The organism is Actinomycetospora atypica, from assembly GCF_042653685.1.
Classification (GTDB): Bacteria; Actinomycetota; Actinomycetes; order Mycobacteriales; family Pseudonocardiaceae; genus Actinomycetospora; species Actinomycetospora atypica.
Genome location: NZ_JBHSIV010000001.1, coordinates 1 through 20,567 on the forward strand (window position 1 = coordinate 1; position 20,567 = coordinate 20,567).

General features: G+C 75.5%; 25 protein-coding genes and 1 pseudogene. 11 read left to right on the forward strand and 15 right to left on the reverse strand.

The window, feature by feature from the left end:
• The 5 genes and pseudogenes from ACFPBZ_RS00005 to ACFPBZ_RS00025 form a co-directional block, all read right to left on the reverse strand.
• Window positions 1-991 (reverse strand): annotated as a pseudogene (locus ACFPBZ_RS00005) (hypothetical protein); the annotation flags it as partial.
• A 41-nt stretch (window positions 992-1,032) separates the two neighbouring features.
• Window positions 1,033-2,049: a Ppx/GppA family phosphatase gene (locus ACFPBZ_RS00010; RefSeq protein WP_378033938.1), complete on the reverse strand. Its 1,017-nt coding sequence runs from the start codon at window positions 2,047-2,049 to the stop codon at window positions 1,033-1,035.
• 37 nt (window positions 2,050-2,086) lie between these two features.
• On the reverse strand, window positions 2,087-2,809 hold the full coding sequence (locus ACFPBZ_RS00015; RefSeq protein ID WP_378033939.1) for a response regulator transcription factor: 723 nt from the start codon (window positions 2,807-2,809) through the stop codon (window positions 2,087-2,089).
• On the reverse strand, window positions 2,806-4,044 hold the full coding sequence (locus tag ACFPBZ_RS00020; RefSeq protein WP_378033940.1) for a sensor histidine kinase: 1,239 nt from the start codon (window positions 4,042-4,044) through the stop codon (window positions 2,806-2,808). The genes ACFPBZ_RS00015 and ACFPBZ_RS00020 overlap by 4 nt, the downstream gene beginning before the upstream one ends.
• Before the next feature lie 108 nt (window positions 4,045-4,152).
• Window positions 4,153-4,908, reverse strand: coding sequence for a phosphoglyceromutase (locus ACFPBZ_RS00025; protein WP_378033941.1), 756 nt, complete (start codon window positions 4,906-4,908; stop codon window positions 4,153-4,155).
• 177 nt (window positions 4,909-5,085) lie between these two features.
• Here ACFPBZ_RS00025 and ACFPBZ_RS00030 point away from each other — a divergent pair, with 177 nt between their 5' ends.
• The 3 genes from ACFPBZ_RS00030 to ACFPBZ_RS00040 all read left to right on the forward strand — a co-directional run bounded on the left by ACFPBZ_RS00030 (window position 5,086) and on the right by ACFPBZ_RS00040 (window position 7,588).
• Complete coding sequence (locus ACFPBZ_RS00030) at window positions 5,086-5,256, forward strand: hypothetical protein (RefSeq protein ID WP_378033942.1); 171 nt, start codon at window positions 5,086-5,088, stop codon at window positions 5,254-5,256.
• 98 nt (window positions 5,257-5,354) lie between these two features.
• Window positions 5,355-6,656, forward strand: a complete 1,302-nt coding sequence (locus tag ACFPBZ_RS00035) for a cupin domain-containing protein (RefSeq protein WP_378033943.1) — start codon at window positions 5,355-5,357, stop codon at window positions 6,654-6,656.
• The gene (locus tag ACFPBZ_RS00040; protein WP_378033944.1) at window positions 6,653-7,588 is read left to right on the forward strand and encodes a sucrase ferredoxin; all 936 of its coding nucleotides are present in this window, start codon (window positions 6,653-6,655) and stop codon (window positions 7,586-7,588) included. Before ACFPBZ_RS00035 ends, ACFPBZ_RS00040 begins: the two co-directional genes overlap by 4 nt.
• Here ACFPBZ_RS00040 and ACFPBZ_RS00045 read toward each other — a convergent pair.
• Both ACFPBZ_RS00045 and tatA read right to left on the reverse strand, forming a co-directional pair.
• Window positions 7,558-8,667 carry an acyltransferase family protein gene (locus ACFPBZ_RS00045; protein ID WP_378033945.1) on the reverse strand — a complete coding sequence of 370 codons (1,110 nt, stop codon included), beginning with the start codon at window positions 8,665-8,667 and terminating at the stop codon, window positions 7,558-7,560. The two genes, ACFPBZ_RS00040 and ACFPBZ_RS00045, sit on opposite strands and share 31 nt — an antisense overlap.
• Window positions 8,668-8,790: 123 nt before the next feature.
• Window positions 8,791-9,057: a Sec-independent protein translocase subunit TatA gene (tatA, locus tag ACFPBZ_RS00050; protein ID WP_378033946.1), complete on the reverse strand. Its 267-nt coding sequence runs from the start codon at window positions 9,055-9,057 to the stop codon at window positions 8,791-8,793.
• A 206-nt stretch (window positions 9,058-9,263) separates the two neighbouring features.
• Between tatA and ACFPBZ_RS00055 the strand changes: the two genes are divergently transcribed.
• Together ACFPBZ_RS00055 and ACFPBZ_RS00060 are read left to right on the forward strand one after the other, a co-directional pair.
• Entirely contained in the window at window positions 9,264-9,542 is a 279-nt protein-coding gene (locus ACFPBZ_RS00055) for a GlsB/YeaQ/YmgE family stress response membrane protein (RefSeq protein WP_378033947.1), read from the forward strand.
• A gap of 38 nt (window positions 9,543-9,580) precedes the next feature.
• Entirely contained in the window at window positions 9,581-10,018 is a 438-nt protein-coding gene (locus ACFPBZ_RS00060) for an OsmC family peroxiredoxin (RefSeq protein ID WP_378034241.1), read from the forward strand.
• Window positions 10,019-10,074: 56 nt separating this feature from the next.
• On the opposite strand, the gene ACFPBZ_RS00065 is transcribed toward ACFPBZ_RS00060, so the two are convergent.
• The gene (locus ACFPBZ_RS00065; protein WP_378033948.1) at window positions 10,075-11,070 is read right to left on the reverse strand and encodes a MerR family transcriptional regulator; all 996 of its coding nucleotides are present in this window, start codon (window positions 11,068-11,070) and stop codon (window positions 10,075-10,077) included.
• A gap of 165 nt (window positions 11,071-11,235) precedes the next feature.
• Here ACFPBZ_RS00065 and ACFPBZ_RS00070 point away from each other — a divergent pair, with 165 nt between their 5' ends.
• Entirely contained in the window at window positions 11,236-11,409 is a 174-nt protein-coding gene (locus tag ACFPBZ_RS00070; RefSeq protein WP_378033949.1) for a hypothetical protein, read from the forward strand.
• A 35-nt stretch (window positions 11,410-11,444) separates the two neighbouring features.
• Complete coding sequence (locus ACFPBZ_RS00075) at window positions 11,445-12,887, forward strand: hypothetical protein (RefSeq protein WP_378033950.1); 1,443 nt, start codon at window positions 11,445-11,447, stop codon at window positions 12,885-12,887.
• Between the two features lie 718 nt (window positions 12,888-13,605).
• Here the strand turns inward: ACFPBZ_RS00075 and ACFPBZ_RS00080 are convergent.
• A complete protein-coding gene (locus ACFPBZ_RS00080) occupies window positions 13,606-13,968 on the reverse strand; it encodes a trypco2 family protein (RefSeq protein WP_378033951.1) in 363 nt (120 codons plus the stop codon).
• A gap of 134 nt (window positions 13,969-14,102) precedes the next feature.
• Here ACFPBZ_RS00080 and ACFPBZ_RS00085 point away from each other — a divergent pair, with 134 nt between their 5' ends.
• A complete protein-coding gene (locus tag ACFPBZ_RS00085; protein ID WP_378033952.1) occupies window positions 14,103-14,927 on the forward strand; it encodes a DUF1707 SHOCT-like domain-containing protein in 825 nt (274 codons plus the stop codon).
• 3 nt (window positions 14,928-14,930) lie between these two features.
• Here ACFPBZ_RS00085 and ACFPBZ_RS00090 read toward each other — a convergent pair whose 3' ends face one another.
• The 3 genes from ACFPBZ_RS00090 to ACFPBZ_RS00100 all read right to left on the reverse strand — a co-directional run bounded on the left by ACFPBZ_RS00090 (window position 14,931) and on the right by ACFPBZ_RS00100 (window position 17,125).
• Window positions 14,931-15,635 carry a pentapeptide repeat-containing protein gene (locus ACFPBZ_RS00090; RefSeq protein ID WP_378033953.1) on the reverse strand — a complete coding sequence of 235 codons (705 nt, stop codon included), beginning with the start codon at window positions 15,633-15,635 and terminating at the stop codon, window positions 14,931-14,933.
• An 87-nt stretch (window positions 15,636-15,722) separates the two neighbouring features.
• A complete protein-coding gene (locus tag ACFPBZ_RS00095; protein WP_378033954.1) occupies window positions 15,723-16,247 on the reverse strand; it encodes a 2'-5' RNA ligase family protein in 525 nt (174 codons plus the stop codon).
• Window positions 16,244-17,125, reverse strand: coding sequence for an LLM class flavin-dependent oxidoreductase (locus tag ACFPBZ_RS00100; protein ID WP_378033955.1), 882 nt, complete (start codon window positions 17,123-17,125; stop codon window positions 16,244-16,246). Before ACFPBZ_RS00100 ends, ACFPBZ_RS00095 begins: the two co-directional genes overlap by 4 nt.
• A 90-nt stretch (window positions 17,126-17,215) precedes the next feature.
• Here ACFPBZ_RS00100 and ACFPBZ_RS00105 point away from each other — a divergent pair, with 90 nt between their 5' ends.
• Entirely contained in the window at window positions 17,216-18,103 is an 888-nt protein-coding gene (locus ACFPBZ_RS00105; RefSeq protein WP_378033956.1) for a LysR family transcriptional regulator, read from the forward strand.
• A 122-nt stretch (window positions 18,104-18,225) separates the two neighbouring features.
• On the opposite strand, the gene aac(3) is transcribed toward ACFPBZ_RS00105, so the two are convergent.
• On the reverse strand, window positions 18,226-19,026 hold the full coding sequence (gene aac(3) / locus ACFPBZ_RS00110) for an aminoglycoside 3-N-acetyltransferase (protein ID WP_378033957.1): 801 nt from the start codon (window positions 19,024-19,026) through the stop codon (window positions 18,226-18,228).
• Window positions 19,027-19,079: 53 nt separating this feature from the next.
• Between aac(3) and ACFPBZ_RS00115 the strand changes: the two genes are divergently transcribed.
• Window positions 19,080-19,364 carry an ArsR/SmtB family transcription factor gene (locus ACFPBZ_RS00115; protein ID WP_378033958.1) on the forward strand — a complete coding sequence of 95 codons (285 nt, stop codon included), beginning with the start codon at window positions 19,080-19,082 and terminating at the stop codon, window positions 19,362-19,364.
• A 4-nt stretch (window positions 19,365-19,368) separates the two neighbouring features.
• Window positions 19,369-19,761, forward strand: a complete 393-nt coding sequence (locus ACFPBZ_RS00120) for a VOC family protein (RefSeq protein ID WP_378033959.1) — start codon at window positions 19,369-19,371, stop codon at window positions 19,759-19,761.
• On the opposite strand, the gene ACFPBZ_RS00125 is transcribed toward ACFPBZ_RS00120, so the two are convergent.
• Both ACFPBZ_RS00125 and ACFPBZ_RS00130 read right to left on the reverse strand, forming a co-directional pair.
• Window positions 19,762-20,049 (reverse strand): DUF1330 domain-containing protein, encoded by a 288-nt coding sequence (locus ACFPBZ_RS00125; protein WP_378033960.1) that lies wholly within the window; start codon window positions 20,047-20,049, stop codon window positions 19,762-19,764.
• 50 nt (window positions 20,050-20,099) lie between these two features.
• Window positions 20,100-20,456, reverse strand: coding sequence for a DUF4180 domain-containing protein (locus tag ACFPBZ_RS00130; protein WP_378033961.1), 357 nt, complete (start codon window positions 20,454-20,456; stop codon window positions 20,100-20,102).
• Between the last annotated feature and the right edge of the window lie 111 nt (window positions 20,457-20,567).

The following is a 20,567-nucleotide window of genomic DNA, read 5'->3' on the forward strand; positions in this document are numbered from 1 at the left end:
CGCGGGGGCGCGGGGTGGCGGTGGTGGGCGCCGAGGACGAGGCGGCCTGCGCCGGCGGGGCCTGGCGGGCCGCGGGCCTCACCGCGGTGGGCGCGGCCGAGGACCACGCCTGCTGCGGGGCGGACGACGCCGGCGGGCTCGGCAGGGCCTGCGTGCTCTGTCCCGCGGAGGCGGGCGCCTGGGTCTGGGCGGCCTGCGGCGCGCTCACCGGCGCCGGGCCGGCGGACGGCTGCGGTCCTGCCTGCTGGGGTCCGGCCTGCTGGGGTCCGGCCTGCTGCGGCCCGGCCTGCTGCGGCTGGGGACCGGAGCCGGGCGGCGGGCTCGCCTGGCGCGGCACCGGCGAGCCGTAGCCGGCGGGCGCGTAGGCGCCGGGCGCCTGGGCGGTGGCGGGCTGGCCGGACGGGGGCTGGGCGTACGACGTGCCCGAGGAGTACGACGAGCCGCCGTACGGGCCCGGCGCGTAGCGGTCCGCGGGGTACGGGTCCGAGCCGTAGGAGTCCGAGCCGTAGGGGTCGGGGCCGTAGGGGTCCGAGCCGTACGACGACCCCCCGTAGCCCGGCGCCGAGCTCGGCGAGCCGTAGCCGCCGGGCGCGTACCCGCGGTCGGAGGAGTAGCCGCCGGAGGAGTACCCGGACGGCTGCCCGGTGTCGCCGTAGCCGTCGGGCGAGGAGCCGCCGTAGCCGTAGCCGCCCGAGCCGTAGGTGCTCGACCCGTACCCGTCGGAGCCGTACCCGTCGGAGCCGTACCCGTCGGTCCCGAAGGACGGCGGGTCGTAGGACGAGCCGTAGGAGGGCGGCGCGGAGTCGTACGCGTCGTAGCCCGGGGAGTAGGACCGTGAGCCGTAGTCGTCGCGGCCCTGGTCGCGCGAGCCGTAGGACCCGTAGCCCGACGACGAGCCGTACCCGGAGTCGCCGTAGGGGTCGGGCTCGGCGGGCGCCGCCGGCGGCTGGGGCTGCGGCGCGCCACCGTAGGCGGCCAACAGCTCCGCCACGCTGCGCTGAGTACCCCTGCGGGGTTCGCCGTCGGCCGTCATCAGTTCCACCGTGCCGTGGCGGGGGCGGCTCGTCCAGTCGCGGAGGGACGACCGGTGGCATACGTCCCGTCAGCGGCGAACAGACCGTCCGCGAGCGGCACCTGGTCGAGACGCCCGAGGATCACGCCCTCACGCAGGGCCCACGGGCAGACCTCGACCTCGTCGAGCCCGAGCGCGTCCATCGCGCCGCGCGCGACAATCGCGCCCGCGACGAGCTGGTGGGCGCGCGAGGCGCTGACGCCCTCCAGCTCCGCGAGGTCGGAGGAGCTCATGCGGCTGATGAACGCCACGACCTGGCGCAGCCCCGCGGCGGTGAGCCGCCGGCGCACGCGCGGTCCGGCGCTGCGGGGCGCGGCGCCGGTGAGGCGGGCCAGCGACCGGAAGGTCTTGGACGTGACGACCGCGCGGTCGGGCGGGCCGCCGTCGAGCAGGGCGGCCGCGGCGGGCGCGACGGTGTCGTGCACGTACTCGGCGAGCGCGCGGGTCTCCTTGTGGTCGGGCGGGTCGGCCGTGAACCAGTCCCGGGTCACCCGCCCCGCGCCGAGCGGGAGCGACAGCGCGACGTCGGGGTGCTCGTCGCGACCCACGGCGAGCTCCAGCGAGCCGCCGCCGATGTCGAGCGAGAGCAGGCGTCCGGCCGACCACCCGAACCACCGCCGGACGGCGAGGAAGGTGAGCGCGGCCTCGTCGGGACCCGTGAGGACCTGGAGGTCGACGCCGGTCTCGTCGTGGACCCGGGCGAGGACGGCGTCGGAGTTGTCCGCGTCGCGCACCGCGGAGGTGGCGAACGCGAGGAGGTCGTCGCACCCGAGCGCGCGGGCCTCGCGGCGGGCCTCGGCGACGGCGGAGACCAGGGCGTCGGCGCCCCGGGTCGAGAGCCGTCCGCCGACGACGTGCTCGGCGAGGCGCAGCGCGGTCTTCGTGGAGGACTGCGGGGTGGGGTGCGCACCGCGGTGCGCGTCCACCACCAGCAGGTGGACCGTGTTCGACCCCACGTCGAGAACCCCGAGTCTCATCGCTGACCAGCGTAGACGGTGCTCACTCCTCCCCTGATCAGGCGTCCAGCTTGTACCCGAGCCCCCGCACCGTGAGCAGGTGCCTCGGCTGGGAGGGCTCCGGCTCGAGCTTCGCGCGCAGCCGCTTGATGTGGACGTCGAGGGTCTTGGTGTCGCCGACGTAGTCGGCGCCCCACACCCGGTCGATGAGCTGCGCGCGGGTCAGCACCCGCCCGACGTTGCGCATCAGGTACTCGAGCAGGTCGAACTCCTTGAGCGGGAGCGCGATCTCGGCGGAGGTCCCGCCGTGCTCGACGGTCACCACGTGGCGGCCCACGTCCATGCGCACCGGTCCGGCCTCGAGCACCTGGCGGTCGGACGGCGGGCCGACCGCCCCGCCCTCGCCCGCGGCCTCGGACTCCTGCCCGCGGCGCAGCACGGCCCGCACCCGGGCGATCAGCTCGCGCGCCGAGTAGGGCTTGGTGACGTAGTCGTCGGCGCCGAGCTCGAGCCCGACGACCTTGTCGATCTCGGCGTCGCGGGCGGTCACCATGATCACGGGGACCGACGAGCGCTGGCGCAGCGCCTTGCAGACGTCGGTCCCGCTCATGCCGGGGAGCATGAGGTCGAGCAGGACGATGTCGGCGCCGTGGCGCTCGAAGTCCTCCAGCGCCGCCGCCCCGGTCCCGGCGACGCTCGCCTCGAAGCCCTCCTTGCGCAGCAGGTAGGCCAGCGGGTCGGCGAAGGACTCCTCGTCCTCCACGATCAGCACCCTGGTCATCGGTCGGCTCCGCTCATCTCTCGGTCGGCCGGGCGCGGGGGGCGGACCGGTCGGGGGGCGTCGGGGGCGCCGTCGGTGCGGGGCGTCCCCGACGACGGGACGCTGCCCGCCTCGGGGCGCCCGGGGGTCGGCAGCCGCAGCGTGAAGGTGGACCCGACGCCCGGTTCGCTCCACAGCCGCACCTCGCCGCCGTGGTTGGCCGCGACGTGCTTGACGATCGCGAGCCCCAGCCCGGTCCCGCCGGTGGCGCGGGAGCGGGCGGGGTCGACGCGGAAGAAGCGCTCGAACACCCGCTCCTGGTGCTCCGGGGGGATACCGATGCCCCGGTCGGTCACCGAGATCTCCACGGCCCGGTCGACGTGGCGCCGGCGGACCGACACCGACGAGCCCGGCGAGGAGTAGGCGACCGCGTTCTCCAGCAGGTTGGTCAGGGCCGTGACGAGGAGCGTGGAGCTGCCCGCGACCTCGAGCCCGCTCGGGCCGTCCAGGGTCAGCTCGGTGCCGGCCGTCTCGGCGGAGACCCCGACGCGCTTGACGGCCTCGCGCACCACGTCGTCGACGGCCACCGGCTCGAGCTCGGGCAGCGGGTCGGCGCCCTGGAGGCGGGACAGCTCGATGAGCTCGGTGACGAGCGACCCGAGGCGGCGCGACTCGTGCTGGATCTTCGCCGCGAACCGGGTGACCTCCTCCTGGTCGTCGGCGCCCAGGATCGCCTCGGCGAGGACGGCCATCGCCCCCACCGGCGTCTTGAGCTCGTGCCCGACGTTCGCGACGAAGTCGCGGCGCACCGCCTCGAGCCGCACGGCCGCCGAGGTGTCCGACGCCTCGACCACCACGAAGCCGTCCCCCAGCGGACCGAGGCGTGCGATCACCGACTGCGGGGCGCGCCGGGCCGAGACCGGCGGGGAGAGGTCGATCTCCGGCGTCCCGCCGTGCTCGGACACCCGCTGGGCGGCCGCCGCGACCCGGCTCTCCGGGCGGGCGTCGACGACCGCGCCGAGGACCTCGGCGCGGTCGTTCGAGAGCACCACGTCGCCGAACCGGTTGATCACGGCGAGGCCGGTGTGCGACCGGCGGACGATGCGGGCGAGGAGCTCGGCGACCGTCGGGCCGGCGGCGACGACGGCCGCGCGCCGGCTCCGGGTCTTCCACCGCACCACGGCGGCGCCGACGACGGCACCCCCGACCGCCGCGACGACGACGGCCAGGACGGTCACGTACGCCGGGACGGCCACAATCGCGATGGTAGGGCCGTCACCGGGATTTCCACCCCTGTCGGAGTCCCGTTGGTGACCCGTCCAACCCCCGGCCGGGTGATTGTTGGGACCCCGTTCAGGTGGTGTTCACCGCCCCTGGTTCGCCACCGCCGCGATGGCGTCCTGCGCCGCGTCCGGGTCGAGATAGGTGCCACCGGGGTTCGTCGGGGTCAGATCGTCCCCGCTCTCCTCGAGGTCGTAGCGCAGCGGGATGCCGGTGGGGATGTTCAGCCCGGCGATGGTCTCGTCGTCGACGCCGTCGAGGTGCTTGACCACCGCGCGCAGCGAGTTGCCGTGGGCGGCGACGAGCACGGTCCGTCCGGCCCTCAGGTCCGGGACGACGGCCTCGGTCCAGTACGGCAGGAGGCGCGCGAGCACGTCGGCGAGGCACTCGGTGCGCGGCATCGCGTCGCCGAGGTCGGCGTAGCGCGGGTCGCCGGTCTGGGCGTACTCGTCGTCGGGGTCGATCGGCGGCGGCGGCGTGTCGTACGAGCGGCGCCAGATCTGGAACTGCTCCTCGCCGTACTCCTCCATCGTCTGCTTCTTGTCCTTGCCCTGCAGCGCCCCGTAGTGGCGCTCGTTGAGCCGCCAGTCGCGCCGCACGGGGATCCAGTGCCGGTCGCAGGCGTCGAGCGCGATCTGCGCGGTGGCGATGGCGCGGCGCAGGAGCGAGGTGTGCAGCACGTCGGGCAGCAGCCCGGCGTCGGTGAGGAGCTCCCCGCCGCGGCGGGCCTCCTGCTCGCCCTGCTCCGAGAGGGCCACGTCGACCCACCCGGTGAACAGGTTCTTCGCGTTCCACTCGCTCTGGCCGTGCCGCAGCAGCACCAGCGTGCCCACAGTCATGCCCGGGAACCCTGCCAGGTCCGCGGTCCGGCCGGGACTCCGGCGAGGCGTGAGATACGACCGCCGGGGGTAGCCGGGCCGCGGTCACGGGGCGCACCGCGCCGCCGGGCGGGACACCACACCCGCCGGGCCGGTCGCGACCCGGATGGACAGCACGACGAGCCAGAAGGAGCAGCGATGAACGACGACGACATCACCACCTCCGGGAGCAACCCGGGCCACGGCCCCTCCGACGGCGGCGCCTCCGGTGGCGGCTCCGACGGCGGTGCCGACGGTGGCGCCCACGGCCCGGCCGACGGTGGCGCCAAGGGCGGCGGCTCCGACGGTGGCGCCGACGGCGGTGCCTGACCTCTAGGGGTCACGACAGTCACACCCGGACGCCGGGTGCCGGGACGTCCCGGCACCCGGCGTCCGTTCTCGTCCGACACGGATACCCGAGGGCCCTCATGACGACCGACCGCCCCGCCCTGCGTCGCTGCGTGGCCGGCGACCTCGACGCCTTCGCCGCCGACGCCTGGGGCCGCCAGGCCGTGCTCTCCCGGGCCGACGACCTGGCGAAGGACGGCCCCGACTCGGCGGCCGCCGCTTTCTCCGACCTCTTCTCCCTCGACGCCGTCGACGAACTCCTCGCCCACCGCGGACTGCGCACCCCCTTCCTGCGCGTCGCGAAGCAGGGCCAGGTCGTCGACTCCCGGCACTTCACCGGCGAGGGCGGCGTCGGCGCCGAGGTGGCCGACCAGCTGCGCGACGACCGCGTCGCCGCCCTGTTCGCCGACGGCCACACCGTGGTGCTCCAGGGCGTGCACCGCACCTGGGAGCCGGTCACCCGCCTGGCCACCGGCCTCAACGCCGACCTCGGCCACCCGGTGCAGGTCAACGCCTACGTCACCCCGGCCTCGTCCACGGGGTTCTCGGCGCACTACGACGTCCACGACGTCTTCGTCCTGCAGATCGCCGGCACCAAGCGCTGGCACGTGCACGCCCCCGTGCACCCCGACCCGCTGCGCGACCAGCCGTGGAACGACCACGCCGCCGCCGTCCGCGAGCGCGCCGCCCAGGAGCCCCTGCTCGACGAGGTCCTGCACCCCGGCGACGTCCTCTACCTGCCGCGGGGCTACCTGCACTCGGCCACCGCGCAGGGCGAGGTCTCCGCGCACCTCACCGTCGGCATCCACGTCCTCACCCGCCACGCCGTGCTCGAGACCCTCCTCGCCGGCCTGGCCGACGACCCCGAGCTCCGCGCGTCGCTGCCGCTCGGCGTCGACGTGTCCGACCCCGCGGCCCTCGCCCCGCACGTCGAGCTCGTCGCCCGCCGGGCCGCCGAGTACTTCGCCGACCAGGGCGCCGACCGGTCCGACCGTGCCGCGCGCCGGCTGCGGCGCCGGGTCTGGTCGGGCAACCGGCCCGAGTCGCTCCTGCCGCTGCGCCAGGCCGCCGCGGTGCACGCCCTCGACGCCGACACGGTGCTGCGCCTGCGCCACGGCCTGCGCTACCGGATCGTTCCCGACGAGGCCGCGGGCCAGGTCCGCGTCGAGCTGCCCGACCGCACGCTGGAGCTGCCCGGCGCCGCCGCGGAGCCGCTCGGCACCCTGCTGGCCGGGCCTCCGGTGCGCCTCGGCGACGTCGCCGAGACCGAGCCCGGGGACGCCGCGGTGGTCGCCCGCCGCCTGCTGCGCGAGGGCGTCCTGGTGACGCCGGATTCTGTGGGTGGCGGGGACCGCGTCCCGGGAGGTACGACGGACAGGTGACCAGCACCAGCGAGGCGACCGCGCAGCCGGGGCTCGACGACGACGGGGCCGGCTTCCGCTGCTCGCAGGCCGCCCGCGACCGCGACGACCCGCTGTTCGCCTCCGCGCCGCCCGCGCAGCGCTGGCTGCTGGTCGAGCACCCCGGGCCCTGGGGCCCGCAGGCCCTCGGCGGCGCGGGCTTCGCGGCCGACGTGGTCGAGGCGATCGACCGGTTCTGCGGCGCCCACTCCGCGCGGTTCCAGCTGATCCGGCGCACAGCCGCCCGCGGGGCCCGGACCGAGGCCGGCGGGCGCTTCGCGGTCGTCGACTCCCGGATCGGGCACGAGTCGGTCCGGTGGGGTCGGGTCGACTCCCCGGAGGAGCTGCCCGCCGCGCTGGCCGACCTCGACGCCTCCACCGAGGTCTCCGACGAGCCGGTCTTCCTGGTCTGCGCGCACGGGCGCCACGACGCGTGCTGCGCGGTCCGCGGGCGGCCCGTCGCCGCCGTGCTCGCCGCGACCCACGGCGAGCGCACCTGGGAGACCACCCACACCGGCGGCGACCGGTTCGCCGCGAACGTGGTCCTGCTCCCGCACGGGCTCGTGCTCGGGCGCGTGCCCGCCACCGAGGCCGGGTCCATCGCCGACCGCTACTGCGCCGGCGAGGTCGACCCGGTGCTCGTCCGGGGCCGGGCCGGTCTCGCCCCCGCGGTGCAGGGGGCCCAGCACCACGCCCGCCTCACCCTCGACGAGCACCGCATCGACGCCCTCGCGCCGGTGTCGGCCCGCCAGAGCGACCCCACCGACGCCGCGGTGTGGACCATCGAGCTCACCGGCGACGTCACCGTCACCGTGCGGGAGCGCTGGATCCCCTCGCCCACCCCGCTCACCTGCGGGGCCGGGCGGGCCGCCTCAATGCGGACCTACGACCTCGTGGCGTTCGACGGACCCTGACCGGCCCCGCCGACGGCACCGACCCGGCCGTACCGACCGGGCCCGGCGTCCCACCAGGTCATCAGGCGCCGGTGCACGGGACGCTCGACGACCCTCGTCAGGAACCACCCGGCCAGGACCCCGGTGAGGATCATGGCGAGGGTCTGCAGCGTGGGGCCCACCCCGATCTGCTGCAGCCGGCGCATCACGACGTAGCCGACCGTCTGGTGGACGAGGAACACGCCGTAGGAGATCCCGGCGAGCCAGGTCACCGCGCGACGCAGCCACGACGGCATCGGACCGTCCCAGTCGGGGCCGCACGCGGCCGCGGTCATCGCCGCCACCCCGAGGCCGATGAGCCCCGCCGCGGTCCAGTCGGTGTCCCACCCGGTGGTCGGGTCGACCACCGAGGTCTGCAGGGCGTGCTCGGCCACCGCGATCAGGGCGATCACCGCGAAGTGCCCGCGGCGCAGCCGTCCCGTCGACACCATCCACACCGCGACACCCACCGCGAACAGGTGCCAGCGGAAGATCCCGAGCCCGTTGACGGTGAACGCGTACACCGACCCGGGCTCCTGCCCGGCGAGGTAGTGCCACTGCAGGGCCGGGAACAGCAGCGCGAACCACAGCACCACGCGCAGCCCCACGCCGCGCCCGAGCGGGGAGCGCCACATCACCGCGGCCAGGCAGAACGCCATGAGCTGCAGCGGGATCGTCCAGTAGGACCCGTCGACGAAGCCCCAGGACGCGTCCCAGTGCCACGCCATGACGAGGTTCGCGAGGAGGTCGCGCTTGCCGGGGAGGTACCAGCCGTCGGGCGCGAGGTAGCGCAGGAAGAGCCAGGCGTTGACCGTCGCGACGAGGAACGCCGGCATCAGCCGCGCGATCTTGCCCCACCACCACCGGCCGGTCCCGCCCTGCCGGGCCCGCCCGCCGCGCACCGTCGCCGCGACGAAGTAGGCGGACAGCACCAGCAGCAGGCTGGCCCCGACCTGGTGGGGGAACGTGTAGTTCTTGGGCAGGATGTCGTGGTAGACGAGCGGCCCGATGAACGTCGAGTGGTAGAGCATCACCAGCAGGACGAAGACGCATCGCAGCACGTCCCAGCTGACCTTCCGGGCGCTCCCGCCCGGGGTCCTGACGACATGGTCGACCGGCGCTTCCGGTCGTCGCGCGATGTCGGTCACCGGGTCGGACCGTATCAACGGCCCGCCACGCTCAGCTCATGAGGCGTCGCGCTGCGCGGTCGCCGGACCGTCGGCGCCGGTGGCCGGGTGGGCGGCCGGGTTCGCACGTTCGGCGGTGTCGGTCCCGGCGGTCGGCGCAGGACCGTCCCGTCGGTCGTCGTCCTGGAGGGCCCTGCCCTCCGCCTTGAGGATGCGCATCGACTGGCCGAGGCCCCGCGCCATGTCGGGCAGCTTGCGCGAGCCGAACAACAGCAGCAGCACGACGATCACGATCGCCCAGTGCACCGGGCTCAGAGACCCCATCGTTCCCACCTCATCGCGTGGCCGAGCCCCGACAGGGCCGAACGGTCGCGAGGCTAGCGCCGGGATGGTGAGCACGAGGCAAAGACCTGATGGCGGTACGGGCGCGCCCGGGGGTTCCCCGACGCAGCAGGTTTGACGACACCCCCCGATGGGCGAAGCAGGGGCTGCACGACCGTTCCCTCAGTAAGCAGTTGAAAGGCTTCGCCATGATCCTGACCATCCTCGGGTGGATCGTCTTCGGTCTCATCGTCGGCTTCATCGCCCGCGCCCTCGTGCCCGGGAAGGACAACATCGGCATCCTGCCGACGATCGGCCTCGGCATCCTGGGCTCCGTGGTCGGTGGCCTCATCGTCGCGCTGTTCACCGGCGGCCTCCGCAGCGGAGCCGCCTTCAGCCCCACGAGCTGGATCGGGTCGGTCGTCGTCGCGATCATCCTGCTCGTCATCTACAACCGCGTGACCGGTCGCAAGCGCGCTCGTCGCTGACCCGTTCTCCCCACAGACCGAACACCCTGGAGGCGATGATGCCGAGCCGCGATGCCACCACCCACTGGGAGGGCGGGCTCCAGGACGGGACCGGCCACGTCACGCTGGACTCGTCCAACGCCGGACAGTTCGACGTCTCGTTCCCCACCCGCGCCGAGGACCCCCACGGCCAGACCAGCCCCGAGGAGCTCATCGCCGCGGCGCACTCGTCGTGCCTCGCGATGAACCTGTCCGGTGTGCTGGGCGGTGAGAACCTGACCGCGCGGTCGATCGACGTCAGCGCGGAGGTGACGCTGTCGCCGGCCAAGGGCGGCGGCTTCGAGATCAGCGGCATCGCCGTCACGCTGCGCGCGAAGGTCGACGGCGTGGACGAGGCGAGGTTCCAGGAGCTGGCGAAGACCGCCGAGGAGACCTGTCCGGTCTCCAAGGCCCTCGCCGGCACCACGATCACCCTCGACGCGGCGCTCGACAGCTGAGCTCCCCGCACACCCCGACGGGCCCCTCCGGATCCACCGGAGGGGCCCGTCGCGTCTCAGCCGGTCAGGTCGACCACGGCGCACGCCGCGTTGTCCGGCGCCCCCGCCGCCCGCACCCGCTCCAGGACGTTCCCGACGATCTCCGCGGGCGCGCCGGGCCCCGCCGCCAGCCGGGCCGGCACCGGGTCGTCCAGCACCGCCCAGACCCCGTCGGTGACCAGCAGGTAGCGGTCGCCCGGGCGGGCGGTCCGCCGGTGCACGTCCGGCTCGTCGGTCCCGAGCGCCCGGACCAGCCGCGGTCGGTCGGGGTGCTCGCGCGCCTCCTCCGGGGTGAGCCGGCCCTCCTCGACCAGCGAGCGCACGTGGCTGTGGTCGAGCGTGAGCTGCGTGAACACCCCCTCGCGCAGCAGGTACACCCGCGAGTCGCCCACGTGGGCGATCGTCACCCGCGACCCGTCGCACCACAGCGCGCTCGCCGTGGTGCCCGGACCGGTGCCCGCGGCCGTCGCGAACGCGGCCCGCAACCCCTCCGCCGGGTCGTCGCCGGCCGCCGCGAGGACGGCCCGGACCACCTCCCGGCTCGCCGCGGCACCGTGGTCGCCGAAGCCGTCGGCGACCACCGCCCGGTCGGCCCCGCAGCCCACCGTGTCCTGCTGCTCCGTGCGTCCGCCCCGCTCCGAGCCGCTCGCGCAGCGCAGGCGCACGCCCCTCGTCGTCGTCCCCATCGTGCGGTCCTCCCTCCGGTGGGAGAGCAGGTCGGCCACCAGCTCGCGCCGCCGAGCGGTGTCGTGCTCCACCTGCCGCCACCAGGCGGTCAGGTCCGCGGCCGCCTCGTCGTCGGGCAGGTCCGCCAGCACCCCGATCCGCGCGAGCGGCATCCCCACCCGCCGCAGCGCCGCGATCCGCCGGGCCCGGCCCAGCTGGTCGCGGTCGTACGAGCGGTAGCCCGACGACGCGTCCACGGCCGCCGGGCGCAGCAGCCCCAGCTCGTCGTAGAGCCGCAGCGCCTTGGGCGTCAGCCCGGCGGCGGCCGCGAACCCGCCGGTCGTCATGCGGTCGCCCACCTGGCCCACCCTCCCCGGTCCGGGTCGTTCCCGGCCCGCGGCCCACGCTCGGCCCTGCCCCGGGGACAGGGTCAAGGACGGAGCCGGGCCTCCGTCGCGGGGTCGTCGGTGCCGGTCGCGGCGTAGGATCGGGTGCCTCGCGAGGAGGTGGCCATGCCCACTGGCAGACGCACCGTCGTCGAACCCGGGGAGCCCGCGGGCGACCTGGCCGAGCGGCTCGGGCTGCACCGGCCCGAGCGGGAGCAGGAGTTCGCGGCGACGCTCTCCAAGGTCCGCGACGCCGAACTGCGCGCCGAGTACGAGAGCGACGGCATCCGGCTCCGCTGATCGTCGCTGTCGGGGGCCCGTGGTAGGTAACGGGTGTGACCGAGTGGCCGTTCCTCACGTGGTCGCCCGACGACGCGGCGGCCGCCGTGTACGACGTGACGGTGCCCGGGGCGTGGGAGCAGCTCGTCGAGTTCTACGCGGGCGGGGCGCCGAGTGCGCCGCTAACGCGCATCGTCGCGCTGGCGCGGGAGCACGGGGTGCGCTCGCTGGTCGTCGAGCAGCGCCACCTCGACGCCGACTGGCGCAGTGAGCACGGCGCCTTCCACGGGCGGCTCTTCCGGCGCCACCCCTCGGTGACCCACCGCTGGCACCTGTTCGCCTCCGACGTCGACCCGGCGGACGTGACGCGGCTCGACGCGTCGACCTACCGGGGCTACACCACCCTGCGCCCGCTGCCCGCCACGCCCGTCGGCGCCACGATGATCACCCCGCCGCCGGGGCTCGACGGCGGCGTGCGCTGCGAGGCCACCGAGCGGGTGTCGCTGTTCGGCACCGCGCTGCAGGTGCGCGGGATGCCGTTCCTCTCGCAGGACGCGGAGTACCTGCGGTGCGCGCACGCCACGCTGTGGATGGTGCTGCGGCACGCCCACCTCGCCCACGGCGTGCCCCGGCGCACCACGGCCGAGGTGCACGACGCGGCGCTCGGCGGGGTGATCGTCGGGCGCCAGGTGCCGAGCGAGGGGCTCTCGGTGCAGCAGATGATGTCGGGCGCGACGGCGCTGGGGCTCTCCCCCGGGCTGGTGCACCTGCCCGGGTCGCGCGCCGAGGACGACGAGGCCGGGATGCTGACACTTGGTGGCATCCTCTGCCGCTACGTCAACTCGCAGGCCCCGCCCGTGGTGATCTCCCGGGCCCACGCGTGGGTGGTGGTCGGGTACCGACGGGTGGCCGCCGAGTCGGGCGCCGGGGTGCGGTTGTGGCGCCACGACGACGCGCGGGGCCCCTACCTGGAGGTGGCCGACCCGTTCGACGAGGTCGACGAGGCCCACCGCCCGTGGCAGGCGGCCCTGCTGCCGCTGCTCCCGCAGGTCTACGTCACGGCCGAGCGGGCCGAGGCGGCGGGCGAGCACTGGTTCCGCGGCTACGTCGCCCACGCCGACCCCGACGAGCCCATCGCCGGCGCCGACCTCACGTGGCGGACCTACGCCACCCGCTCCGACCTCTGGCTCGAGGAGCTCTCCGACCGCGACCTCGACGCCGACCTCGTCCGCCTCTACCGGCTCACCCCGATGCCCGAGTACGTGTGGGTGGTCGAGGCGGTCGACCGGGCGGCCCGGGCGGCGGGCCGGCCCGACGTGGTCGGCGAGGCGATCCTCGACTCGACCGCCTCCACCCACCACGAGCCCCTGCTCTCCGGCCTCATCGCCCTGCACGGCGGGCGGATCGCCCACCGCATCGGGCCCGACCACGGGCAGCGGCGCGAGGTCCGGATCGCCGCGCCCCGCCACTACGCGACGGGCCGGCGCAGCCCGGCCTGAGTGGCAGCGATGGCACATCGCTCACACTGGACGTCAGGATCCCGCCACCGTCGGGGCCAGCCGGGGCGGCCACCGACGCGAGTGGCCAGGCCTGTCGCCTCCCGGCCGAGTACGGGTTGCGGCACGCACACAGCCAGGCCGGTCACCTCCCGACCAGGTGCGGGTTGCGCTACGCACATGGCCAGGCCGGTCACCTCCCGACCAGGTGCGGGTTGCGCTACGCACACGGCCAGCCCGGTCACCTCTCGACCAGGTGCGGGTTGCGCTACGCACACGGCCAGCCCGGTCACCTCCAGGCCGACTGCGGGTTGCGGCACGCACACGGCCAGACACGTCGCCTCCGGGCCGAGTGCAGGTTGCGGCACGCACACGGCCAGCGGCAGCGCCTCAGCGGCGCGCGCCCGTTGCGGCACGCAACCGGCCAGCCATGTCGTCGCTCGGCCGGGAGCCCGGGACGGGACCCGGCGCCCCTGCCGCGCGCGTGCGGCCCGGGCCGCGACGGCCTGACGAACCGGCCACATGATCAACAGACCCAAACGTGTCCCTGGGGCTGGTGAGCCACGTGAGGGGCCGATGATCATGGGTTGCGGCGCGCAACGCCCACACCGCGTCGCGCGAACCCGCCCGACCGTGTGCGGCGCGCAACACCGCCGCCGCGTCGCGCGAACCCGCCCAGCCGTGTGCGCCCCGCAACGCCCACGGCCGGAGAGCTCCGGGGTCAGCCCGAGTCGCGGATGACCCCGGGCGAGACGTCCGCCCCGGCGATGGGGCGCTCCGTCGTCGCCGGCGTCGCGTCGGTGCCCGACGAGAGCGGCCCGAGCGTCAGGGTGATCCTGTTGGTGCTCGTCCGGTCGCGGCCCGCCTCGCCCGACGCCGAGCCGCTGAGCACGAACCACTTCGCGCCCACCTCGCCCGACGCGGTGGTGTGCCGCGTGACCTCGACGGACAGCTCGATCTGCACCGACTGCACCGCGAGCCCGGTGTTGTCGCCGTCGCCGTCGCGCTGGGCCTCCAGCAGGTCGTGCCGCAGAGCCTTCAGCACCGTGTCGAGCCCGAGGCCCGGCTCCTCGTCGTCCGCCATGGCCGGCACGCTAGCGCCGGGGACCGACACCGCGAGGAGACAGCAGCGACCGGACTACTCGGATCCTCCACGGCACTACTCGACGTCGCGGCGATTGGGCCGCACGCGGCTGATCGAGTTCTAATCTGCCGCGCATGAGCACCTCTCGGAAGCGCGCGCGGGACGCCGACCGGACCGCGACGTGCGACGTCCTCGACGCGGCGTTCGCCGAGGGCCAGCTCGACGGCGTCGAGCACCGCGAGCGCACGGCGGCGGCGATCCGGGCCCGCACGGTCGGCGAGCTGCACGACCTCGTCGAGGACCTGCAGGCCGCGCCCCGTCCGGGTCCCCCGCCACCGATGCCGCCGGAGAGGGTGCACCGGAGGCGGCCGGGCCGGCTCCTCGCGCTCCTCGTCGTCGGGGTGAGCCTGGCCGTCGTCGTCGTCGGTCTCTCCTGGCAGTCGGAGCGGGGCGCCGTGCGGGCCGGGCCGTCGGCCGACCCGGACGACGTCCCCGCTCGCGTGGTCGGGCCGGTGAACCTGCACTCCGAGGAGGGCTGGCGGCGTCTCGTCGGGGACCTCCAGGACTCGCAGGGCTCGGCCCTCGTCCACCGGGTCCTGCTCTACCCGGGGTACGCGGTGCTCGAGCTGCCGGTGCCCGGGGAGCCGGCGCGGTCGCGCAGCTACACCTACCGCGGCGGGCTCGGCTCGTCGAACAGCGCGAGCAGCCACGACCCGCAGGAGCCGCCCGTGGACCTCGCGGCGATCGACCCGCGTCCACTGCTCGCCCTGCTCGCCGGGGTCGACCGCAGCGTCAACGTGCGGGACGTGACCACCCGCTACCTCTCGCTCGAGGACGACGGGGACGGGGACGGCCCGGTCGCGGCGATCCACGCCTCGAACGAGTTCAATGAGAGCGGCTACCTCTCGGCGCGACCCGACGGCAGCATCGTCGGGGTGTGGCCGTACGAACCGGGCTGAGGCTCAGGCGGCCCACGACGCCGGCCGGTGCACCCGCGCCGGCAGGCCCGTCGAGGAGTCGCCCCGCGCGGAGGTGACCTGCGGGTTCGTCAGGAACAGCACGCCCTGCAGCGACGCGCCCCGCACGTCCGCGCCCCGCAGGTCGGCGCCGAGCAGGTCGGCCCGCCCGAGGTCGACCCCGCGCAGGTCGGCGCCCATCAGCAGCGCGCCCCGCAACGAGACGTCGACCAGGCCGCGCCGCCGCAGGTCCTTCCCGACGAGGTCGGCGCGGGCCATCGTCCGCCCGCGCGGCCCGCGCACCGACGAGCTCACGCGCCCGAGCAGCTCCCCCGCCTCGGCGCGCACCGCGCCGACGTCCGCGTCCGGCCCCAGCGCCTCGATGCGCGACGCGAGAGCCGACCGCTCCGCGGCCCACGCGTCGACGGGCTCCGCGAGGTACCAGAGCACCTCGTGCAGGGCCCGGACCACGTCGAACGCCGCGAACGCCTCGTCCGCCGACCCCGAGCGCAAGTCGACCCACGACGTCACCCGCTGCCCCGCCCCGAAGCAGTCGAACGTCACGCAGCCCGGGAAGCCACGCTCGGGCAACGACGCGTGGATCGTGCACGGCGCCGCCGCCCCGGGCACCGAGACCGCGAGGTGGGGGCACGGGGTGCGCGCGGGCTTGTCGATCGCGAAGTCGGCCGACCGCGCGAAGGCCGGCGCCACGCAGCACAGTCCGCTGCACCGGGAACAGTCCGCCTCGAGCTCCACCCCCACACTGGACCACGGGGCGCCAATCGCCGCCGTCGGCGGTCACGCTCCGGCGAGCGGCAGCTCCGCGACCACCCGCCACGAGTCCGGGTCCCGCGAGCCCGCCATCAGGTGCAGCGCCCCCACCCGCGCAGTGATCGGCAACAACGGCACGATCTCCGCCTCCGCCGCCCGCAGCGCCGCGACCGGGGCGTGCGAGGAGTAGCCGACCGTCAGGTGCGGGTGCGGCTCGTACCTCCCCGCGTACGGCGGGCACTCCGGGAACGCCCCGGCCACCCGGCGCGTGAGCTCGAGGAACGGGTCGGCCGGCGACGGCGCGAGCCACAGGTAGTCCTCGCCGAACCACCCCGTCGTCGGGAAGGAGCACGGGAACCCGGGCACGTCCCCCACCGCCGCCCGCAGCCGCGCGACCACCTCGTCGTCGAGCTGCCCGGGTGGCAGGAACGGGTAGAGCACCGTGACGTGCGCGGGCACGCCCGCCGCGGTCGTCGGGTCCAGCTCCCGCCGGTGCGTCCCGACGACGAGGTCGGCCGCCGGCACCAGCGCGAGGACGGCGCTCTCGGTCACCCGGCCATCGTCGCCGATCCCACCTCCCGCGCCACCTCGAGGACGTGGGCGCCCTCGGACCCCAGCGGGGACACCACGAGGTCGGTGGTCCCGGCGTCGGCGAACGCCCGCAGCTCCCGGGCCACCTCCTCCTCGGTCCCCACGACGAGCGTGTCGGCCGGGCCCTGCAGGCCCGCCCGGTCGAGCACCGCGCGGTAGGCGGGCATCGACTCCACCGCGACGAAGTCCCGGGCGATCCGCTCCCGCAGCACGTCCGGCTCGCTCGTCACCGCGGCGAGCACCTGCACCACCACCCGCTGGTCGTCGCGCAGGGCCGGGCGCAGGACGTCCGCGACGAGGGCGGGCCGCACCCACACCGCGACCGTCCCGTCGGCGAGGTCCCGGGCGACGGCGAGCATGCGCGGGCCCAGGGCGGAGAGCAGCAGCGACACGTCGGGGGCCGCGACCGCGAGCTCGGTGTCGACGGTGAAGAAGCGCCCCCGGTGGTGCACGTGCTCGCCCCGCAGCAGGCCCCCGACGATCTCGAGGTACTCGGCCGAGTGCGCGGCGGGCGAGGCGTAGGGCAGGCCGAGCTGGTCGGTGATCCACCACGCATGGCTCGGGCCGAGACCGAGCGTCAGCGGGACGCCGGTCGCGGCGGCGACGGTGAGCGCCTCGGTGGCGGCGAGAACCGGGTGGCGCGGGTGGGTGGGGACGATCGCGGTGCCCAGCGAGACGCCCCGCGTGGGTCCGGCGGCGGCGAGGAGCGCGAGCGGGTCCCAGTGCCCGGGCATCTGGTTCGTCCACACCGAGTCGAGGCCCGCCCGGGCGGCGGCCGCGACGTCCTCGGCGACCCGGTGGGGCGCGGTCGAGAGGGTGATGTTGGTGCCGATGCGCATGCCCGCCAGCCCACGCGAGCGCCTCGTCGGGAACCACCCCGAACTACGCTGGGCAGCGATCACGGGAACCTATCGTCGGAGGTCGGGGCCGTGGAGCTGCGGGCGCTGCGCTACTTCGTCACGGTGGCCGAGGAGCGGCACTTCGGGCGCGCGGCCGAGCGGCTGCACATCGTGCAGCCGGCGGTGAGCCAGCAGATCGCGCGGCTCGAGCGCGAGCTGGGGACCACGCTGATCGACCGGTCCCCGCGCCACGTCCGGCTCACCCCGGCGGGCGAGCGGGTGCTCGACGCCGCCCGGGAGACCCTCGCCGCCGCCGACCGGGTGCGGGCCGCGGTGGGTGACCCCGGGACCACCCTGCGCGTCGGCACCGCCCCCGCGCTCACGGCCCGGCTCGAGCGGGCCCTCGCCGTGCTCCGCGCCGACGACCCGTCCGGACAGGTGGTGCTCGTCGACCTCCCCGCGGCCGAGCGGCTCGCGGCGGTGCGCGACGGCCGCCTCGACGTCGCCCTGATGCGCGGCACGCGGTCGTCGCCCGGCCTCACGGTGGTACCGGTGTGGACCGAGCCGCTGCACGCGGTGCTCGCGGCCGACCACCCGCTGTCCGGGCGCGGGGCGGTCACCCTGGCCGAGCTGGCCGAGGGCCCGATGCTGCTGCTCGACGGCGGCGCCGACCCGGCGCTGCACGACGCGGCGACCCGGGCCCTCGGCGCGGCCGGTGTCTGCCAGACCGACCGGCGGACGGCGGGCTCGGTGCAGGACGTCGTCGTCGGGGTCGGCGCCGATCCCCGCGCCTGGTCGGTGCTGCCCGTGGACCTCGTCGCGGCGTCGGGGTCGCGCCGGGTCCGCAGCGTGGCGCTCGACCCGGCGGTGGAGCTCGTCGGGAGCATCGTCGCGCCCCCGTCGACGCCGGCGAGCTGCGTCGCGGCCCTCGCGGCCGCCTTCGGTGACGACGAGGCGGGTGCACGGCCGGGCGGCTGACGGTCCCGCCCCGGAAGAGCCACCTGCCTGGGCGGGACCGTCCGTGCACGGCTGCCACTGGTGAACCGCGCGACCATGGTCGCCGGTCGGTCACCCACCCGGTGCGGCGGGGTCCTGCCCCGTCAGGGTCGGGGCACCGCCGCCTCCATCCACGCCACGGCGAAGGCGCAGAGCGGGGCCGCGTCGACGACGAGGGTGGGCGCGCCGCCCACCGGGCCCTCCCGGCCGCCGCCGGTCGCCACGAACTCCTCCACGATGCGGCCGAAGAAGTCCTCGTCGAACGATTCGTGCACGGCCTCGGCCGTGTCGAACTCCTCGACGGGACGCCACCGGACCCCGGCCGTCGTCGCGAAGGGGACCTCGTAGGAGATGACCCGCTTGTCGGGCAGGTCGGCCAGGTGCTCGGCGTGGTGGAGCAGCGTCAGGGTGTCCCTCGGGGCACCGATCATCGCGACCTTCCCACCGTGCTCCACCAGCCTGGCCAGCGGCGATCCCGGGCCGTAGCCGTAGTCGAGCGGATGGTCGTCGGTGAACCCCGCCGCGTCGGCTCCCAGGGCCGCGACCGAGGCGCCGGGTGAGCCGCTCCGCCGCGCCCCGGGTCGGGTCCGCACGAACTCCGGCAGGGCCCCGTACTCCCGCGCGGACCGCGACGACGCCGGATCGAACCCCCGCACGTGGTCGCGCCACGGCGCCGGGCAGCGGCCGTCGGCGTCGAGGAGCTCGACGTAGGGCGCCTCCCAGTCGGTGTAGGCCAACACGGTGCCGCCGGGCGCGACGACGTCGAGGAGCGCGTCGATCAGCGTGTCCGGCCCGTCGAGCATCGGGCCGACCCGGCGCATCGCCCCGTGCACCATGACGGCGTCGCCGGGTCCCAGGCCGAGGGCGCGGAGGTCACCGGCCAGGTCGGCCGTCGTCCGGAACACGGCCCGAGAGTAGGCGGGCCGGACATCCTGGACAGGCAAGTATCGACTTGCCTATGCTTCCGGCCGTGGGCGACGTCTACCGCGCGCTCGCCGACCCCACCCGGCGGGCGCTGCTCGACGAGCTCACCGCGACCGACGGGCAGACCCTCTTCTCGCTGTGCACCCGCCTGCTCGAGCGCGGCCTCACCCCCAGCCGCCAGGCCGTCTCACAACACCTCGCCGTCCTCGAGGAGGCCGGCCTGGTGCGCGTGCGGCGATCGGGTCGCTACAAGTTCCACGACCTCGACACCACCCCGCTGCGCGAGATCGCCCAGCGCTGGCCCCTGCCCCAGGAGTGATCCGATGCCCAAGGTCTCGTACTGCAGCGTGTTCGTCGACGACCAGGACAGGGCCCTGCGCTTCTACGCCGACGTCCTCGGCTTCGCCCCGAAGCACGACGTCCCCCTCGGCGAGCACCGCTGGCTCACCCTCACCGCGCCCGACGACCCGGACGGCACGGAACTCTCCCTCGAGCCCGACGAGCACCCCGCCGTCGGACCGTTCAAGGCGGCCCTCGCCGAGGACGGCATCCCGTGCACCGCGTTCGAGGTCCCCGACGTCGTCGCCGAGGTCGCCCGGCTGCGCGGGGACCACGGCGTGACCGTGGTGCAGGAGCCGATGCCGGCCGGGCCCCGCACGATCGCCGTCGTCGACGACACGTGCGGGAACCTCGTCCAGCTCTTCTCCCCCAGCTGACTAGGCGGCCTCGATGATCCGCATGTCCCGCACCACGCCGTCCCCGAGCGCGGCCAGGGCCTCCTGGTAGGCGGGGCTCTCGTGGGCGGCGACCGCGGCGTCGACACTGTCGAAGCCGATGAGGACGGTCCGCTCGACGAGGCCGTCCTCGTACGCCGCCGCCGGCATGCCACGCGCGAGGAACGTGCCGCCCGCCTCGCGGATGGCCGGCCCGGCGAGCTCGGCGTAGGCGTCGAGCTTCGCCTGGTCACGGATTTCCCGGTAGATGCTGATCCAGTAGGCGCCCATGGGTGCTCAGCCTGCCGCAGAGCCGTCCCGACGACGAGGCCGGGCGCCGGTCAGCCGAGGCGCCGGTCGAGCTCGGCGTCGTCGGCGACGAACCAGAGGTCCCGGCCGCGGTTCGCCTCCCGGATCCAGTCGTCGACCGGCCCGCTCGTCGGCCCGTGGTGCGCGGGGTCCCCCACGACCACGAGCCGCAGCCGGTAGGTCACGAACTTCTGCACCACGGCGCCCGCCACCCCGGAGCGGAGCTCGAAGAAGGCGGCACCCAGGCGCTCGACGGGCACGATGACCACCTCGGCCTCCGCCCCGAAGGCGTCCCCGACGACGTCGAGCGCCGAGGCCTCGTCCTGGATGGCCGGCCCCTCGGCGGCGACCGTCAGCACCCGCAACCCGTTCCGCGTCGTCGTACCCACGAGGTCATCCTCCGCGGCGGCTCAACCGGTTTCCGGGTGGATCGGCGCGTCACGGGCCGACCACTGCCGAATCGGGCGTGATCACGACTTGAGTGGCGACACGCGCAAGCA

Coding starts and splice junctions, on each gene's coding strand:
- ACFPBZ_RS00070 (WP_378033949.1), top strand. CDS start 11,236: ATGCCCACTGGCAGACGCACCGTCGTCGAACCCGGGGAGCCCGCGGGC.
- ACFPBZ_RS00025 (WP_378033941.1), bottom strand. CDS start 4,908: ATGACTGTGGGCACGCTGGTGCTGCTGCGGCACGGCCAGAGCGAGTGG.
- ACFPBZ_RS00120 (WP_378033959.1), top strand. CDS start 19,369: ATGCCCAAGGTCTCGTACTGCAGCGTGTTCGTCGACGACCAGGACAGG.
- ACFPBZ_RS00080 (WP_378033951.1), bottom strand. CDS start 13,968: ATGGCGGACGACGAGGAGCCGGGCCTCGGGCTCGACACGGTGCTGAAG.
- ACFPBZ_RS00010 (WP_378033938.1), bottom strand. CDS start 2,049: ATGAGACTCGGGGTTCTCGACGTGGGGTCGAACACGGTCCACCTGCTG.
- ACFPBZ_RS00015 (WP_378033939.1), bottom strand. CDS start 2,809: ATGACCAGGGTGCTGATCGTGGAGGACGAGGAGTCCTTCGCCGACCCG.
- ACFPBZ_RS00100 (WP_378033955.1), bottom strand. CDS start 17,125: ATGCGCATCGGCACCAACATCACCCTCTCGACCGCGCCCCACCGGGTC.
- ACFPBZ_RS00060 (WP_378034241.1), top strand. CDS start 9,581: ATGCCGAGCCGCGATGCCACCACCCACTGGGAGGGCGGGCTCCAGGAC.
- ACFPBZ_RS00055 (WP_378033947.1), top strand. CDS start 9,264: ATGATCCTGACCATCCTCGGGTGGATCGTCTTCGGTCTCATCGTCGGC.
- ACFPBZ_RS00125 (WP_378033960.1), bottom strand. CDS start 20,049: ATGGGCGCCTACTGGATCAGCATCTACCGGGAAATCCGTGACCAGGCG.
- ACFPBZ_RS00085 (WP_378033952.1), top strand. CDS start 14,103: ATGAGCACCTCTCGGAAGCGCGCGCGGGACGCCGACCGGACCGCGACG.
- tatA (WP_378033946.1), bottom strand. CDS start 9,057: ATGGGGTCTCTGAGCCCGGTGCACTGGGCGATCGTGATCGTCGTGCTG.
- ACFPBZ_RS00035 (WP_378033943.1), top strand. CDS start 5,355: ATGACGACCGACCGCCCCGCCCTGCGTCGCTGCGTGGCCGGCGACCTC.
- ACFPBZ_RS00030 (WP_378033942.1), top strand. CDS start 5,086: ATGAACGACGACGACATCACCACCTCCGGGAGCAACCCGGGCCACGGC.
- ACFPBZ_RS00115 (WP_378033958.1), top strand. CDS start 19,080: ATGCTTCCGGCCGTGGGCGACGTCTACCGCGCGCTCGCCGACCCCACC.
- ACFPBZ_RS00065 (WP_378033948.1), bottom strand. CDS start 11,070: ATGACGACCGGCGGGTTCGCGGCCGCCGCCGGGCTGACGCCCAAGGCG.